Here is a 16,501-nt window from a genome sequence, read left to right as displayed (position 1 = left end):
CCGCAAACTATGATTCAAGCAAGAAGTACCCCGTGCTTTACCTGCTTCACGGCTTCTTCGAGAACGAGAACCGTATGATTACACAGGGCAACGGTCAGATGTATACTCAGCAGATCATAGGCAATGCTATCGCTTCCGGCGAGGCAAAGGATATGATCGTAGTCGTACCCTTCGTATTCACAAGCGCTACGATGAACGACGCTACAGGCTTTGCTGATCAGGGTTCAAACGAGGGCTACGACAACTTCGTTGACGATATAGTTGACAGCCTCATGCCTCATATAGAGAGCAAGTACAGCGTAGCTACAGGCAAAGAGAATACGGCTGTAACCGGCTTCTCAATGGGCGGACGCGAGTCTCTCCAGATCGGTATGAAGTACGGCAGCAAGTTCGGATATGTGGGAGCTATATGTCCCGCACCGGGCACACAGGGCTCATTCAAGTGGAACAGCGCCGCTGATACCCCCTATCTCATAATGATAACCGGCGGTACACAGGACGACGTTGTCGGACTGAATACTCCTGAGGGATATCATAACAACTTCACAAAGAACAACGTACCTCATGTATGGCACGTTGTACAGAACGGACACCACGGTGACGACTCGATACATTCACATCTCTACTGCTTTGTAAGAGGTGTGTTCCAGGCAACGGAATAATAAAAAAACAGCCGGCAGTCGATAAAAACTGCCGGCTGTGATTTTTTATTCAAGATCAAGAAGGCCTGCCTGTATAGCCTGTGCGTCGCCAACGGTTATGCCGTCGCCTGTATTGCACACATCTCCGTTGAATCTTCCTGCGTATGACAGCTGGTACTTATCGGGATTTGCAAGTGCCTGCATTATCGCTACCGCATCTGAGAGATCAACATTGCCGTCGCCGTTTGCGTCGCCTGAACGCTCAACGTCAACATCTGAAGTACAAGCAGGGCTGAGCTTTTCCGGATGATACTTGACAGCTGAAATGCCGTTTGCGTCTGCGAGCATTTCAATATATGCCGAGTAACTGCACTGGAAGTTGCTGTAGAGCTCATCTGCTTCTTCCTCGCTCATTCCGAGTGAGTAAGCAAGATCAAGAATTTTCAGATCGTGGATATCACCGCTTAATCCGTTTCCGTTGATATCGCAGTTCTCTGAGAAGAATTTCCTAACATTTTCCGGAAGCACCGAATCATCAGCACCGTAACCTGACTGGAGGTCTTCGCTGTAGATGATGGTATTGAAAAGATCGGCAGTGCCGATAACTCCGTCACCATCCGTATCGGGAAGCTGAACTTCGCCTGATCCAAGCATATTCCAGTATTCAGTGAATTCTCTGTTGAACAATGCTCCGTTGTATTCTGTATACTCGTTGTCTGAGAGCCATTCGCCGCAATTGAACTTTAGGCATTTTGCAAGGGCGAATTTTCCTGAACCGTCAAGAAGACTGTCAAAGTAGGCTTCATCGAACTGCTGTGAGGTGATTCCGTTCTTTTCGATGCAGTACATTTCTGCATACTCATAGAACCAGTCGCACCTGAGCTCGGAGGTAACATAGTCGTAGGCTGCTTTGCAGCGCTCGGTTATCTCCTCCGGAACGGCAGGCTTTTCCTCGTCGGACAGGCTGTTGAACATGAAGAAGTGATGGTTATAGCCGTAAAGCCACAAGTAGTTCAGGTCAGCGTAGTCGTAAGTGCCGTCGCCGTTTACATCGCAGCTGATATTTCCGCTGAGCTCAGCCTCGCAGAACGCCGGATATGACGCCATGAGGTAATTTGACTGAATGCTCAGCTCGTCGGTGAAGTCGTCAGAGAGGGAACGCTCAAACTGGCGGTCACAGTGGCATGGAACATCGGGTTCAAAGGTATACTGAGCATTTATGCCAGTATATGATTCTGATGACAGATCGTTTATCTTCAGACCGTTTCTGAGAAGATAGAATCTGATAAGGTGCTCTGCATCATTCCTGTCAACTTTGCCGTTATTGTCGTAATCTCCTGTGGATACGATATTTTCGGCAATAGCCTCGTCTGTTTCGTAGGATAATGTATATCCGTATAACAGAGCGCAGTCGTTGAGATCGAAGGAACCGTTTCCGTCGATGTCGGTAACAAGGTCACCGTTCTCCATCATAGGGAACATTTCTATTTCCTCATCCCAGATCCTTCCGGCAGGAACATTCTCAAACATAGCATTTGCAGATAATGCTGCGGCATTCAGAGCAGTTGCTATAGCAGCTGCAGCCGCGGTTAACTTCTTCATGGCGGGTACCCCTTTCATACTTTTATAAAAATCGGTTATAAGTGGACGGATTATCTTATACTTATATAATACAACACTTTTGAATAAAAATCAATAGTTTTCGTAGAAAATCTACAAATTATATTTATTTAACTAAAGATATAGGTTAATAAATATAAGAAAATATGATGACTTTTTCCCTCTGCTGATTTGACAATTATCGTCATGTATATTATAATAAATAAGTATGGTTTTCACGGGCAGATATTTATGAGGTCTGCTTACAATTCTGTCGGAAGGAGAATTTGCGTGAGCAGTATTAAACGCAGAAAGGGAAAGAGCAGGATCGCTTTCCCGGAGGATTACTGTGTAGTTGATATAGAAACTACCGGGCTTGATCCGGCAGAGAACGAAATAATCGAGATAGCTGCTGTCCGTTACCGCGGCGGCAGGAAGGACGCGGTGTTTACCACCCTTATTAAGCCTGAACACCGTATAAGCCCGTTCATTACCGAGCTTACGGGCATAGACGACGGAATGGTGAGCGACGCTCCCTGTATTTCCGGAGCAATAATGGATTTTTATGAGTTTGCCGGAAATGATATCCTTATGGGCTACAATGTCAATTTCGATATAAATTTTCTATACGATAATCTGCTGCGCTGTCACGGTATACTGCTTGAAAATGATTTTGTGGACGTTCTTCGCTTTGCGCGGAAGGTGCTGCCGCTTCTTCCGGATCGCAGACAGACTACTGTGGCGGATCATTACGGTATATCCGTAACAGGCGCTCACCGTGCGGAAAAGGACTGCGAGATATGCAACGCCTGTTACCTGTGCCTGCGGGACGAGATGCGCAGGCAGGACCTGGAGTGAATAATGGCGGAGAAGAAAATGAGAGACAGGCTCTTTGAGCTGGCTGCCGGACGCTTCGGCACAAGACCGGAGTACCTGTGGAAAAGGACGCCGGACTGTGCGGTGCTGAGATGCAGCAATAATGATAAATGGTATGCCATAGTCATGGACGTTGATGGCTCCAAGCTCGGACACCCAGAGCTGGGAAAGGTCGATATCGTGAATGTCAAGTGCAGTCCTCTGATGACCGGATCCCTCTGTGGCATGAAAGGGATATTCCCGGCTTATCATATGAACAAGGAGAGCTGGATATCCGTACTCCTTGACGGCAGTGTGGATATGGAGCAGATAAAGGCTCTGCTGGAAATGAGCCACGAGCTTGCCTCAAAAAGCTCAGGAGAAAAAAAGCTGCGCACGGAGACAAAGGAATGGCTGATACCTGCGGCGCCTGCAATGTATGACGTTGAGCAGGACTTCCGCCGTGACGGTTCAATACTATGGAAGCAGACCGCAAACTTCATCGCGGGAGATACGGTCTATATATACATGGCTTCACCGGTATCCGCGGTGATGTACAGGTGTATCGCTGAAGAAGTAAATATCCCGTATAAGTACGACAACGGGAGCTATCATATAAGAAAGGCGGCAAGACTGAAGCTGACGCACCGATTCAGCGCTGAGGATATGCCCCTTTCAAGAATGAAGGAGCTTGGCGTGACAGCTGTCCGCGGCGCAAGAGGAGTGCCCGGTACGCTGAGCCGTGAACTTAAAGGATTATGCGCCGGACGCTGAGAGCGGCATGGTTGCATTTTCAGGCGCTCTGTGATATAATAACATTTGTAACAACTTGATTTTCCGCTTTTGACAGGAGGAACTTTATGCTGAATGCTGATCTGAAAGAATTTGAGTTCATCTCAGATTTTGATGAGCTTGTGATCTCGGCTGTTCTTGCAGTGCCGTCCGGTGAGGTGAATGGCATTGTGCAGATCGTTCATGGCATGAACGAACACAAGGAACGATATTATCCGTTTATGGACTATCTTGCCGAACAGGGATTCATTACGGTCATACACGATAACCGCGGCCACGGAAAAAGTATCGTTGAGGCTGACGACCTCGGATTCATGTTCAGAAACGGCGGCGAGGGATTTATAAGCGATATCGCCCAGTTCAACAAGAGAATAAGGGAAGCCTATCCGGGAGTTCCCGTATTTATGATAGCGATCGGTATGGGTGCCGCAGGAGCAAGGTGCTTCCTGAAGGAGCATGACAGCGACCTCGACGGTATAGTTCTTCTCGGAACTGTCTGCCACAGCTCATTCTCGCCGGTGGCAAGGACTATCAGTTCCGTTTCTGCCAAGAGACCGGGAAGCCGTTTCAGGAGCGAGAAGATATTCAACGCCGTAGACGACGGCTTCGGACAGTTTTTTGAAGATCCCATAAATTCATGGAGATGCAGCGACGCGGACGCGGTACTGGCGTTCAATGAAGATCCGCTGTGCAATTTCAAGCCTACCCTGAACTGCTATGAGGAGCTGATATGGCTGGTGAAGCAGTCCTGCTCGTCAAGGGGCTGGAAGGTTACAAATACCACGCTGCCGATACGCTTTATATCCGGCAAGGAGGACCCGGCGATGATCTCGGAGAAGAAGTTCATGCGCTCGGTGAACCGGCTGGAGAAAATGGGCTACGAGAGCATATCCCACAGGCTTTTTGACGGTATGCGCCATGATGTGCTCATGGAAAAGAACAGTATAAACGTATATAAAGATATAGCCAAGACGCTGTTTTCATGGCTTGACCGCTGGAATGACAAGCATTCGGCAGCTGCTGCCGCAGAGCCTCCCGCGGAAACTCAGCCTGAGGAAGCAGTACAGGAATAATACAGAATAACAGAGTGCGGCAGCTGCCCGCGATGAAAGGAATAATTATGGATATCAATAAAACACTTGCCAGGGAATTCGGACTCAGACAGGAACAGGTAGACAATACCGTTGCCCTTATCGACGACGATAAGACTATCCCGTTCATAGCCCGTTACCGTAAGGAGCTGACAGGCTCACTTGATGATCAGATACTCCGTGAACTCTATGACAGGCTCATGTATCTCCGCAACCTTGAAAAGCGCAAGGAGGAGGTAACTGCCGCTATCACCGAGCAGGAGAAGATGACCCCGGAGATAGAAGCGGCTATAAGCGCTGCCGTTACACTGGTGGAGGTCGAGGATATCTACCGTCCCTTCAAGCCCAAGCGCCGTACACGTGCGAGTATCGCCCGTGAGAACGGTCTTGAGCCGCTTGCTGTTATGATAATGGAGCAGGATAACTCCACAGAGCCTGAAAAGGAAGCAGAGGCTTTCATCGACGAGGAAAAGAAGATAACCGACGCTCAGACCGCTTTGCAGGGCGCAATGGATATCATTGCCGAGGATATCTCCGACGACGCTGATATCAGAAAGAAGCTCCGTGCCCTTGCAGGCGAAAAGGGAGAACTGGTATCAAAGGCTGCGGACCCCGAAGCAGATAGCGTATATATGAACTACTACGAATACTCCGAGGCAATCCCGAAGGTGGCGAACCACAGAGTTCTTGCCCTTGACAGAGGCGAGAAGGAGAACTTCCTGAAGGTATCCGTTACTCTTGACGAAACTCTTGCCACTGACGTTATCTTCGGCAAGTACATCAAGGCTAACAATGCCTGCGGAGAGCTTGTGAGAGCAGCTGCGGCAGACAGCTACAAGAGACTTATATTCCCGTCTATCGAGCGTGAGATACGCTCCGAGATGAGCGCAAAGGCAGCAGAGGAGTCCATAAAGGTATTTGCTGCGAATCTCCGTCAGATGCTTCTTCAGCCGCCGCTAAAGAGCAGCATTATCCTCGGTCTTGACCCCGGATACGCACACGGCTGCAAGACGGCAGTAATCGACGGCACAGGCAAGGTACTCGATACTGCTATAATCTACCCCGTAGGCTCTGCCGGAGCAGTTGAGGCTGCAAAGAAAAAGGTCAAGGAATTCATACAGAAATACAACGTAAACGTGATATCTATCGGAAACGGCACAGCTTCACGCGAAACAGAGAGCTTTGCGGCAGAGATAGTAAAGGAAGTGCCTCAGGACGTAAGTTACATGGTAGTAAGCGAGGCAGGAGCTTCAGTATACTCAGCTTCAAAGGTCGCTGCGGAGGAGTTCCCGGAGTATGACGTATCCATCAGAGGAGCTATATCTATAGCCCGCCGTCTGCAGGATCCACTTGCGGAGCTTGTTAAAATAGACCCCAAGGCTATAGGCGTGGGACAGTATCAGCATGATATGCCCCAGGCAAGAATGAGCGAGGCTCTCGGCGGAGTAGTCGAGGACTGTGTTAACTCTGTAGGAGTTGACCTCAATACAGCTTCACATTCACTGCTTTCATATATCGCGGGCATCAATGCCTCCGTGGCAAAGAATATCGTTGCCTACCGTGAGGAGAACGGCAGATTCACAGACCGCAAGGAACTGCTCAAAGTCCCTAAGCTGGGCAAGAAGGCATTCGAGCAGTGCGCAGGCTTCCTGAGAGTCCGTGACGGCAAGAATCCCCTTGACAATACTGCTGTTCACCCCGAAAGCTACGAGGCGGCTTCATCACTTCTCAGCGAGTGCGGATTCACACTGGCTGACATCGCAGGCGGCGGAGCAACAGGCATAAACGAAAAAGCCGACAGCATCGGCATTGACAATATAAGCAAGTCCCTCGGAATAGGCGTTCCCACTCTCACAGACATCATCGGAGAGCTCAAAAAGCCGGGACGCGACCTTCGTGACGAGCTTCCCGCGCCTCTTCTCAGAAGCGGTGACGTCATGGAGATAAAGGATCTCAAGCCCGGCATGGAGCTTGTGGGAACAGTCCGCAATATTATCGATTTCGGCTGCTTTGTAGATATCGGAGTACATGAGGACGGTCTTGTTCATATCTCCCAGATATGCAGCAAGTATATCAAGCACCCTCTCGAAGCCGTAAAGGTGGGAGAGGTAGTAAAGGTAAGGGTACTTGACGTTGACCTCAAGAGGAACCGTATATCCCTTACAATGCGCCTTAACGACGAAGAAGAGAAGAAGCAGCAGAAGTCAGGACGCAGACATGACAATAACAGAAAGCGCGAGGATCGTCAGCCCAAGGGCTTTGACGCTTCAAAGCTCCATAACAGCAGCTTCCGTATAAAGCAGAAGTAAGGAGCGGAAAATGAGTATAAAAACAGAGGAGCAGGAGCTTGTCTGCGCGGTCTGCGGAGAAAAGTCCTCACAGACCGTTATATTGGAGTGTGAACCGGACAGGAGCGTTCCTGATCTTGATATGCGCCCCGGCGAGCCGCACCGCTCCTATATAAAATACTGGGTGAGCAAGTGCCCTCACTGCGGCTACTGCAACGCTTCAATAGAGATACCTGTTCTGTTCACGAAGGAATACCTTCAGAGCGGCAGTTATAATAAGTACGATGACAGCCTTTCTGGAAGCTTTATGAAAATGTCCCTTGTATGCGAAAAGAACAAGGTGTATGATGAAGCTCTCAAAGCCTGCCTGTATGCCGCATGGGCATATGACGATGAGGAAAATGACGAAAAGGCTGTGGAGTGCCGCAGGGCTGCGGTAAAGATATTCGACAGCCACAGGGCTTATTTCTCGGAAAAGCCGGATATCCTGCTGCTCCTTGCCGATATAATGCGCAGGAGCGGAAGCTTTGAACGTGTTGTCAGCGAATACGGAAAAAGATTCATGGGTTCCGGTCTCATGACGGCTATTGCGGCTTATGAGGCGGAGCTTGCGGGAAAAAAGGACAGCAGCTGTCATAAGGCAGACGAAGCTCCGGGAGTATCAGTGAAATAACATTTTGCGCCGCACTGAGAGTGCGGCTTTGTTCTGACCTGCATTGACAACAGTGATAAATAGTGATATAATCGGAATAAAAAAGGACAGACAAACGGAGGAAATAATATGAAAACAAAAGCAATGCTTCTTGTGATTTGTACGGCGGTATTCTGCACTTTTGCAGGCTGTGAGCACAAGAACAAGCCTTATAAGCCGTCTTACAGCAATGCAAAGGTGCAGATGCAGAACGGTGAATCCTATGAGGAAGCTCTGAAGGAGTGCTTCAATGCCACCTATTCTCTCGGAGGCGGCGAGGTGTTCTATGAGTATATGTACCCTGATGAAGCTATCAACGCGATGAAAGAGTCGGGAGACTATGACAAGCTTATAACACAATTCAATATCGGACAGGAAAGCCAGTTCGGAGAGAACAGTGATAAGCTGACATTTGATAAGATAACAGATTCTCATGATATAAACGAGACGCAGATAACTGCGGTAAAGAGCTATCTTAAAAATATGTGTGCGCCTTTTGTGGAGGAGATAACTGAGGATCAGTTCGATGTAAAAGAGGGATATGAGGTCAATTACTCGTATCTTAACAACGGTGAAAAAGCCGGAACAGATACTGTTCTGGTGATAAAGCTCAACGATGAAGGCTGGAAGGTCATAACCGGCTGACGGAGGAAAAGATGAAAAGGGATTCAGGATATAATACGAAGCAGAAGGAAAAACTGCTGGAATATCTGATGAAAAACAAGGAAAAGCATACCAATGTGCAGGAAATAAGCGCCTATCTCTCAGCTGAGGGCTCTTCTGTGGGAGTTGCAACTATCTACAGACAGCTCGACAGACTTGTTGAACAGGGGCTTGTCCGCAAGTATGCTTTCGACGGAAAGACCTGCGCCTGCTATCAGTATATCGAAAATGAAGAGCAGTGCCGCAGCCATTTCCATCTGAAATGTCTTGGCTGCGGCAGGCTGATACATCTTGACTGCGAACACCTTGCGGATATCACGCGCCATATCGAAGAGGAGCATGATTTTTCCATAGACTATTCGCAGACTGTTTTCTACGGACGCTGCTCCGACTGCAGGGGCAAGGACTGACCCTGAGAAGCTTTTTCCGAGGTATCCCTTGGAATGTATATTTTAACATCATCTTCAGGTCTTTCGGGCATGATATCACCTCCGTGGATATTATGCCCTTTATATTTTTCACTATTCAGCGCAGTACCGTCAGGGCGGTCTGCTTTTTCAATGGAGGGAATATGAATACAGGAACGTCGTTTTTTAGGTATGCCGCTGCGGAGCTCTTCAGCCTTTTCATAAATATGACATTTGCAGTATCGGCAAAAAGTATTATAAGGTTCATATGCCTTGTATGCACGGTGCTGATACTTGTTGCCGTTATGGCTGACTATGGCATAAAAGCGGCTGAACGTAACAAAAACAGGAGCAACGCGGAAAAGAATAAAGCGCTTGCTCTTTCTGCCGCAGCTGTGACTGCTGTGCCGCTGATAAGCTGGCTGCTGCTCTGTTTCTCAGCAGGGAACGGCGGTTTTGAGTTCTATGGCTTGCATAAGCTCATCAACGGACCTTTTCTGCAATACTATAACCTGATAGATCCTGGAACTTCCGCAAAGGCTCTGTCTGCCGGAAAGCTGCTGGCAATGCTTCCGCCTTCCGCGGTCCCTGCGGCTTCGCTTGCAGTATCATATATAACTGCGGGCAGACAATTGAAAAAACAGGGATAAGGGCATTTTTCAAAGTGCATTGAGGAGCAATATGCTCTTTTGTATAAACTGCTGAAAAAACAGGGAGGTATTATCAAAAACAAGTAATTTTGCTTGACATAAAATGTGCGGATATGATACAATGATTATTAGAATATTTTTTGTTTTTGGAGGTATTTTATATGGCATACTGTAAATACTGCGGAAAGTACATTCCTGACGGCGCTTCCTGCGACTGCGATGCTGCAAAGAGCGCAGGCGAGGTCAAGGAGGCTGCAGAAACAGTTAAGGAAAAAACAGAGAACGCTGTTGAGGACATAAAGGAAAAGGCTGAGAATGCTGCTGAAAACATTCAGGATAAGGTAGAGGACGCAAAGAACAGCGCTGCTGAGGCTGTTGAAAATGTAAAGGACAAGGCTGCAAAGGCAGTAAACGAAGCAAGAAGCGACGCTGCTGAGGCTGCTGAAAAGGTCAAGGAAAAGGCTGAAGAAGCTGCAAAGAAGGCAGACAATATCGCCGGCGATGTTGCGGAAAAGCTCCCCGGCAGCATGAAGAACAGCAAGGGTACGGTATATATAATTGCCGGGATCATTGCCGCGCTTCTTCTCGTACTTATCATAGCACTGTGTTCCGGCGGCGGAGCAAAGAGCGCTGTCAAGCAGTATGTAAAGGCTACCTATGATAAGCACGGCGCAAAGTCCATGTATTCCCTCACACTTCCCAAGAGCGTGATAAAGGAGCTCAAGAAGGACGACAAGCTTGAGAAAATGATAGACAATTACAACGACATGGTAGAGGATATGATCGATGAACTCGACGACAAGGAGAGCCTGCCTAAGTTCTATAAGATCACAAATAAGGAAAAGCTCAAGAATTCCGAGCTCGGCAGGGCAGAGACATTCTTTGAGAAGCTATGCGCGAAGTACAAGGCTGATGACGACGATATAAGAGTCACAAAGGGCTATGAGATACAGGTCAAGACCAAGTGCAAGGACGAGGACGGCGACGCCAAGTACGACAAGAGTTCTATCTGCGTGGTAAAGGTAAAGGGCGATGGCTGGAAGGTCATTCCTTATCCTGCTGACAAGCTTTCGTATTACGAAGACTAAAAATAAGATCCGGAGCAGAAATGCTTCGGATTTTTTATTGACTATTCCTGTTAAATGTGGTAAAATAATCTGGTTGTCGTTCAAATGAATGTTCAGAAAGGAGGAGATCATGAGACCTAAAAAAATACCGGGAGCATTTTCTCCTTTGTTTGCGGGAGCTGCTGCAGCTCTGCTCTTTCTGTTATTCTACGCGCTGCACGGCTTTTACCCCTTCGGTGGGAGGTCGGTAGTGTGGTGCGATATGGACCAGCAGTACGTGCCGCTGCTCATGGAGCTCAAGACCGCTTTCGGTGACGGTTCGCTTTTCCTCGGAAGAGGCGGCGGTGTTATGAACTTCTACGGCGTTTTTCTGTTCTTTGTTTCATCGCCTCTGTCACTGCTGTCGCTTGTGGTCGATAACAGTGACATGATTTGGTTCATGAATATCCTCCTTGTCATAAAGGCAGCCCTTTGCGCTGTTTCTGCCGGTTTCTATTTCAGGAAAGTCATACCTGATCTCCCTGATGTGTTCGGAATAATAATATCGGTGATGTATGCGGTCAGCGGTTACGTCATGATGTACTATCAGAACAATATGTGGCTCGACATGATGACAGTATTCCCTCTGCTGCTGATATCCCTGTTCAGACTGCTTGAAACCGGAAAATGGGGAGCATATACTGTCTGCACGGCAGTGTGTATGCTGCTTAACTTCTACATAAGCTTTATGATAGCGGCTTTTCTTGTGATGTTCGACGGAGCTGCCCTGTATCTCTGCTGCGACTCCGGCAAGAGAGGCAGCAGAGCGCTCAGACTCATCGCGGGAGATGTGTGCGCTGCTCTTCTGAGTGGTGTGGTATGGATACCTGCATTTATGCAGTACAGCTCGTCCGGACGCGGTAACTCCCTTGGAAGCGTGTATTTCGGCGGCTGGTTCTTTGAGAATGTTTTTGACAAGGCGGCACTGCTTTCAGGAAGCGGTCTTGTCCTGGCAGGCGCGGTATTTGCCGTTATTTTCCGCAGGAGCATAAAGAACGGAAAAATGCTGCTCTTTGCAGTGAGCGGTCTTGTATCCCTGGCGGGAGCCTTCATAGATCCCACTAACAAGCTGCTGCATACCGGCAGCTATCAGGCATATCCGCTTAGGTACGGCTTTATTGTTATACTGCTGATGTTTTCATTCAGCGGTGAGCTCATAGCTTCCGCTGACGGCAGAAAGGCTGAAAAGCCGGCGTATGCCGTGACATCGGCAGCAGCTCTTATATCTGCGGCTGCGGCGGTAACGGCTTACTTTTTCCGCAGCCATCTCAGTTCCTATGTGAACAGCCTGTGGGTGAGCACTGACGACGGACTTGTTCTGACGGCTGTGGGCGCAGCAGCTGCTGCTGCGTATCTGCTCTGCATAAGGAACTATTGCTCCGGACGTATATCCCGTGCGTTTACTGTCTGCACGGCTGCTGCTGTCATGATATGCGAGAGCCTGCTGAGCTTCGGGGTCAATGTTGATGCTCTCTATGACAGCACCTACGGCTTTACAAGGACTGCTGAAGCCTTTTCGGCAATACCCGACGAGGGCTTTGTACGTGTCAAATCCGGAAAAAAATACTATTATTCAAACTATGCGGAGGGATTCGGCAGGTATTCCCTCAGTCACTATACCTCCCTAACAGACTGTGATCTCCTTTTTACACTGAAACGGCTCGGTTATTCGTCACACTGGCTCGATACCACCTCCTCAGGCGGTACTCTCATTATCGACGAGCTGCTGCTGAACAAGTATATTATCGGCAGCCCTCAGGGACGATGCAGGGCTTATGAGAATTATGAACTCAGCGGCGGACTTCCTGTGTATAACGATCCGAATGTGCTGGGAGGAGCCCTTGTTTCCGGGGTAAAACCTGAGGAACTGGCTGATCTTGAAAAGTATGAGCGTGTGGAAGCTTCCGGCTTTGTCGCTGAAAAGCTCTTCGGCGGTCACGGGTTGGTACAGAAGCTCTCCCCGGACTCCTTCAAGGGTGCAGGCATAAGTGAAAAGGACGGAAAAACCAGAGTCAGCAGGCTGTCTGACAGTGTCTCGCAGCTTGAATACAGCTTTCACGCCGACGGCAGAAAGGAACTGTATTTTGACATTTTCGGCTGCTATTCCACAAATATTGATGAAAAATACTACGGCTCAGCAGATATCTTTGTAAATGGTAGGCTTCTGCAGAGTAATTACCCTTCCGGAGCCTGCAACGGTATAATCGACCTCGGTACATTTGAAAACGAGGACGTCAAGGTGACCGTAAAGGTACTGAAGGACTTTGAAGTCACATCTTTCGGACTATGGCTGTACGATCTTGATCTGTCGGAGGCATTGGCGGCTTCTGCGCGTACAGCTCCGGCAGAGATAAACGGCAGAAAGCTCACGGTATCAGCAGAAATCGGGGGATATCTGTATATCCCTGTTGCGTGGTCCGAGGGCTGGAGCTGTAAGGTGAACGGGAAAAAAGCTCCGGTGATACGTGCTCTTGGCGCTTTCATGGCTGTGGAGCTGCCTGAGGGCGGAGGTTCAGTGGAAATGAGCTTTCTGCCTGTGGGAATGAAAACAGGAGCAGCTGTATCCGCAGCCGGAGCTGTGCTGTTCATACTGCTGCTGATAGTACTGAAAAAGGAACGGGATCCCGGAAAGACCGGCGCTGCAGCTGAAAAAACACTGTATCTGCTGAGCATAGTGACAATATGTGCGTGTTACATCGCGGCTCCGGTGGCATGGCTGGAAGTAAATATCGTTAAACTTTTGTTCGGAGGTTAATATGGCGTCAACTATATTATATAAGACCGCGATCATGCTCATTCTGATCGGAGTGGGCATTCTGTGCGCTAAAACAGGGCTTATAAGCAAGTCCTCGAACAAGGACCTGTCAAAGTTCGTTCTTCAGGTCATAAATCCTGTTGTTATATTCATGTCATATCAGACAGATTACCGCACCGAACTGGTCAGGAACCTTCTGCTGACATTTGTTATCGCACTCGGTACTATTGGGCTTGCGATAGCGCTTTCCTACGTTTTTGTCCGCAGGAAGGAGGGGAGAGAGTCGGAGATAGAGCGGTTCTCGGCGGTGTACTCCAACTGCGGCTTCATGGGGATACCCCTTGTCAACGCCATATACGGGGACGAGGGAGTGTTCTATCTTACTGCCTATATAACGGTTTTCAACCTGATAGTATGGACTCACGGAGTTATACTCATATCCGGCGAGAAGGACTTTAGGCAGGTGATAAAGGTGTTCTTTTCGCCTACTATCATTGCGATTTTTCTCGGAATGGTCACGTTCTTCCTGCGTTTCAGGCTGCCGGGACCGGCTGCTGAGGCTCTGGGACTTATCAGGGAGGTCAATACTCCTATGGCGATGATAGTCTCCGGTGTGACCATAGCGGGAACAAACGTGCCGAAAATGCTGAAAAACTACCGCGTATACTATGTCTGCCTGCTGAAGCTGTTAATCGTGCCGTTTATCATATCCGTTCCCCTGGCTCTTCTGACAGGAGTGGACGAGACGGTAAGAATGACTGTTCTGATCGCTTCGGCAGCGCCTCCAGCTACCATGTGTACGCTCCTGAGTCTGCGCTATGGAAAAAACTCAATATACGCATCGGAAATTTTTGCCGCAGGAACTATACTATCTGTGGTTACCCTGCCGCTAATAGTTCAAACTACGGAACATTTAACAAAAATACTATAAAATGTTTGTAAAAAACGCTGATTTTATAGAAAATCGCACTAAAATGTTTGAATTTTAATAATAATGTGTTATAATATAAATAAGTTAAAGAAGAATGAGTTGACAATAAATGAATAAAATTATACGGTCAGTTATAGCAAGAGAGATGGTTTAATTATCTATGGGGATATGTAGATTGTACAGTACGGACTTCACGTAAAACACCTAATCAAGAAGAAATGGAGTTGTTGTTGTATGGAAAAAAGAGGTATTAGTAAGCTTGATCTGAAAAGAAGAAACAGAATGCAGATTCTCAGGGTAATAAGAGAATCAGGACCTATTTCCAGAGTCGATGTGGCAAGTGCACTTGAGATCACACGAGCTGCTGTAACAATCATCACAAATGAAATGATCGAGGAGGGCGTTCTCGTCGAGATCGGTGAAGCTCCAGTTAATACAGAGAAGCTTCAGAAGGGCAGAAGAAAGATCCTCATTGATATAAATGTTAACAGCCGTTTCGCACTTGGCGCTACCGTTGATGAGAAGGAAGTAAGCATCGGTCTTACAAACCTTAATTCGGAGGTGCTCGACAAGGCAAGCATGGTCATTGACGACAGGACCACAAGCAAGGATATCATCAATTACATAATCAAGACAAGTAATGAGATGGTAGAAAACAGCGCTCTTACAAAGGACAAGATACTCGGTCTCGGCGTAGGCGTGGTTCCTTCAATGTGGGGCAAGCTCAAGATATTCTACAAGGACGGCGTACTTGATTTCACAAACTTTATCGACAAGCTGTCAGGCGGTCTCGATTTTGAGATACACTGCGGAAACGCTATCGGTCTTATGGCTCTTGCGAGCAACGATTTCAGAACACTGAACGGATATCAGACCAATCAGGCGTTCATCCACAATGGCAATCAGGTGAATCTCGCTATAATCAACAAGAATGAGCTTTCAGCCGACTATGTGTCATATACATCGACTATAGAAAGGTATATCGTATGTCCCAACGGCAAGGCTTACGAGGGCTATCCTAACGGCTCCGTAAAGGCTGAGCTTTCAAGAAATGCTATGCTCAACGCATTCTATGAGATATATTCCAAGGACAAGACGCCTGTGCTCTATGAGCTGACAGAGGGCGACAAGACCGCTATCAATACCGATAACGTGTTCATGGCTCTTATGAGAGGCGAGGAAGCTGTCAAGAATGTGGTTGACGATCTGATCGCGAAGTATACTGTACTGATAAACAATCTTGCTATAAGCCATTTTGCAAAGAAGATAGTTCTTCATAACTTCAAACTCAATGAGAAGCAGTTTGACTACTGCAAGCGTGAGATGATACGCCTTGTCAGCGAGGAGATCGCGGACAGAGTGGTTCTCAGCAAGCTCGACGGAAAGAACAATTTCCTCGGCGGCTGCGCCCTTATCATTCAGGATAACTTCTATGTAAGAGGCGGAATGCAGTAAAAAATTTAAAAGCCATAAAGGAGCGCAGGCTTCTTTATGGCTTTTTTGCTGTCAGTGACCGGTTTCTGTATCTCGCTTTCCGGAGATATATACAGCGATGAGCATAACGATGAATGAAGCCGCCATTCCGGTGACGACTCCCCCTGTGTCGATCATCATATCACGGAATTCGCAGGAGCGTCCCTTTACGAACTGCTGGTGGAATTCGTCGGAAAAGGCGTAGATAAAACCGAATAATACAACACAGAGGCTTTTCAGAGAGAAGAGCCTTCTTTTTCCGGCGGTAAAGGAGGCACAGAAGCCCAGAGCGGAATATATTGAGAAATGAGCCAGCTTGCGGACGATGAAGGACGCTTTTCCCCACAGCTCTGCCTGCCTTTCAGGTGATGAGCTGTCATAATCACGGAAGAATATCTTCACGAATATCCTTGTCAGAGTGCTGCTGGTGTCTGAAGAAGTGTCCGCGTCCTGAGCCGACAGAAGAAATATCGTAACCATCAGCCCTATCGTCAGTATCAGGAAAACTGTCTGCAATCTGCCTGGCTTTTTCTTGTTTGATGTCATAAACCGATTCCTT

At 48.0% G+C, this 16,501-nt stretch carries 15 protein-coding genes; 13 read left to right on the top strand and 2 right to left on the bottom strand.

Annotation, left to right across the window (positions count from 1 at the left end; translation table 11 throughout):
- The coding region (locus QZZ36_RS10410) for an alpha/beta hydrolase-fold protein (protein WP_295081181.1) at positions 1 to 662 on the top strand (662 nt) is incomplete at its 5' end.
- A 45-nt stretch (positions 663 to 707) separates the two neighbouring features.
- Here the strand turns inward: QZZ36_RS10410 and QZZ36_RS10405 are convergent.
- Positions 708 to 2,243, bottom strand: a complete 1,536-nt coding sequence (locus QZZ36_RS10405) for a dockerin type I repeat-containing protein (RefSeq protein WP_295081179.1) — start codon at positions 2,241 to 2,243, stop codon at positions 708 to 710.
- A 288-nt stretch (positions 2,244 to 2,531) separates the two neighbouring features.
- On the opposite strand from QZZ36_RS10405, the gene QZZ36_RS10400 reads away from it, so the two are divergent.
- From QZZ36_RS10400 to QZZ36_RS10345, 12 genes are all read left to right on the top strand, one after another.
- Complete coding sequence (locus QZZ36_RS10400; protein WP_295081177.1) at positions 2,532 to 3,098, top strand: 3'-5' exonuclease; 567 nt, start codon at positions 2,532 to 2,534, stop codon at positions 3,096 to 3,098.
- 3 nt (positions 3,099 to 3,101) lie between these two features.
- Complete coding sequence (locus QZZ36_RS10395) at positions 3,102 to 3,869, top strand: MmcQ/YjbR family DNA-binding protein (RefSeq protein WP_295081175.1); 768 nt, start codon at positions 3,102 to 3,104, stop codon at positions 3,867 to 3,869.
- A gap of 86 nt (positions 3,870 to 3,955) precedes the next feature.
- Complete coding sequence (locus QZZ36_RS10390; RefSeq protein WP_295081173.1) at positions 3,956 to 4,960, top strand: alpha/beta fold hydrolase; 1,005 nt, start codon at positions 3,956 to 3,958, stop codon at positions 4,958 to 4,960.
- Between the two features lie 47 nt (positions 4,961 to 5,007).
- Entirely contained in the window at positions 5,008 to 7,287 is a 2,280-nt protein-coding gene (locus QZZ36_RS10385; RefSeq protein WP_295081171.1) for a Tex family protein, read from the top strand.
- A gap of 10 nt (positions 7,288 to 7,297) precedes the next feature.
- The gene (locus QZZ36_RS10380; protein ID WP_295081168.1) at positions 7,298 to 7,939 is read left to right on the top strand and encodes a hypothetical protein; all 642 of its coding nucleotides are present in this window, start codon (positions 7,298 to 7,300) and stop codon (positions 7,937 to 7,939) included.
- Positions 7,940 to 8,047: 108 nt separating this feature from the next.
- Positions 8,048 to 8,602, top strand: coding sequence for a hypothetical protein (locus QZZ36_RS10375; protein ID WP_295081165.1), 555 nt, complete (start codon positions 8,048 to 8,050; stop codon positions 8,600 to 8,602).
- 11 nt (positions 8,603 to 8,613) lie between these two features.
- Positions 8,614 to 9,030 (top strand): Fur family transcriptional regulator, encoded by a 417-nt coding sequence (locus tag QZZ36_RS10370; RefSeq protein ID WP_295081162.1) that lies wholly within the window; start codon positions 8,614 to 8,616, stop codon positions 9,028 to 9,030.
- A 161-nt stretch (positions 9,031 to 9,191) separates the two neighbouring features.
- Positions 9,192 to 9,677 carry a hypothetical protein gene (locus tag QZZ36_RS10365; RefSeq protein ID WP_295081158.1) on the top strand — a complete coding sequence of 162 codons (486 nt, stop codon included), beginning with the start codon at positions 9,192 to 9,194 and terminating at the stop codon, positions 9,675 to 9,677.
- A gap of 161 nt (positions 9,678 to 9,838) precedes the next feature.
- Positions 9,839 to 10,765, top strand: coding sequence for a hypothetical protein (locus tag QZZ36_RS10360; RefSeq protein WP_295081155.1), 927 nt, complete (start codon positions 9,839 to 9,841; stop codon positions 10,763 to 10,765).
- A 109-nt stretch (positions 10,766 to 10,874) separates the two neighbouring features.
- Positions 10,875 to 13,538 (top strand): YfhO family protein, encoded by a 2,664-nt coding sequence (locus tag QZZ36_RS10355; RefSeq protein ID WP_295081152.1) that lies wholly within the window; start codon positions 10,875 to 10,877, stop codon positions 13,536 to 13,538.
- A 1-nt stretch (position 13,539) separates the two neighbouring features.
- Complete coding sequence (locus QZZ36_RS10350; protein ID WP_295081149.1) at positions 13,540 to 14,469, top strand: AEC family transporter; 930 nt, start codon at positions 13,540 to 13,542, stop codon at positions 14,467 to 14,469.
- A gap of 234 nt (positions 14,470 to 14,703) precedes the next feature.
- Entirely contained in the window at positions 14,704 to 15,924 is a 1,221-nt protein-coding gene (locus QZZ36_RS10345) for a winged helix-turn-helix transcriptional regulator (protein ID WP_295081145.1), read from the top strand.
- Positions 15,925 to 15,975: 51 nt separating this feature from the next.
- Here QZZ36_RS10345 and QZZ36_RS10340 read toward each other — a convergent pair whose 3' ends face one another.
- The gene (locus QZZ36_RS10340; protein WP_295081140.1) at positions 15,976 to 16,488 is read right to left on the bottom strand and encodes a VanZ family protein; all 513 of its coding nucleotides are present in this window, start codon (positions 16,486 to 16,488) and stop codon (positions 15,976 to 15,978) included.
- Positions 16,489 to 16,501 lie beyond the last annotated feature (13 nt).

It is taken from the genome of Ruminococcus sp., from assembly GCF_016287535.1.
GTDB lineage: Bacteria > Bacillota > Clostridia > Oscillospirales > Ruminococcaceae > Ruminococcus.
Note: the sequence above shows the minus strand (reverse complement) of the source record. Positions and strands in the feature narration are given on the sequence as shown.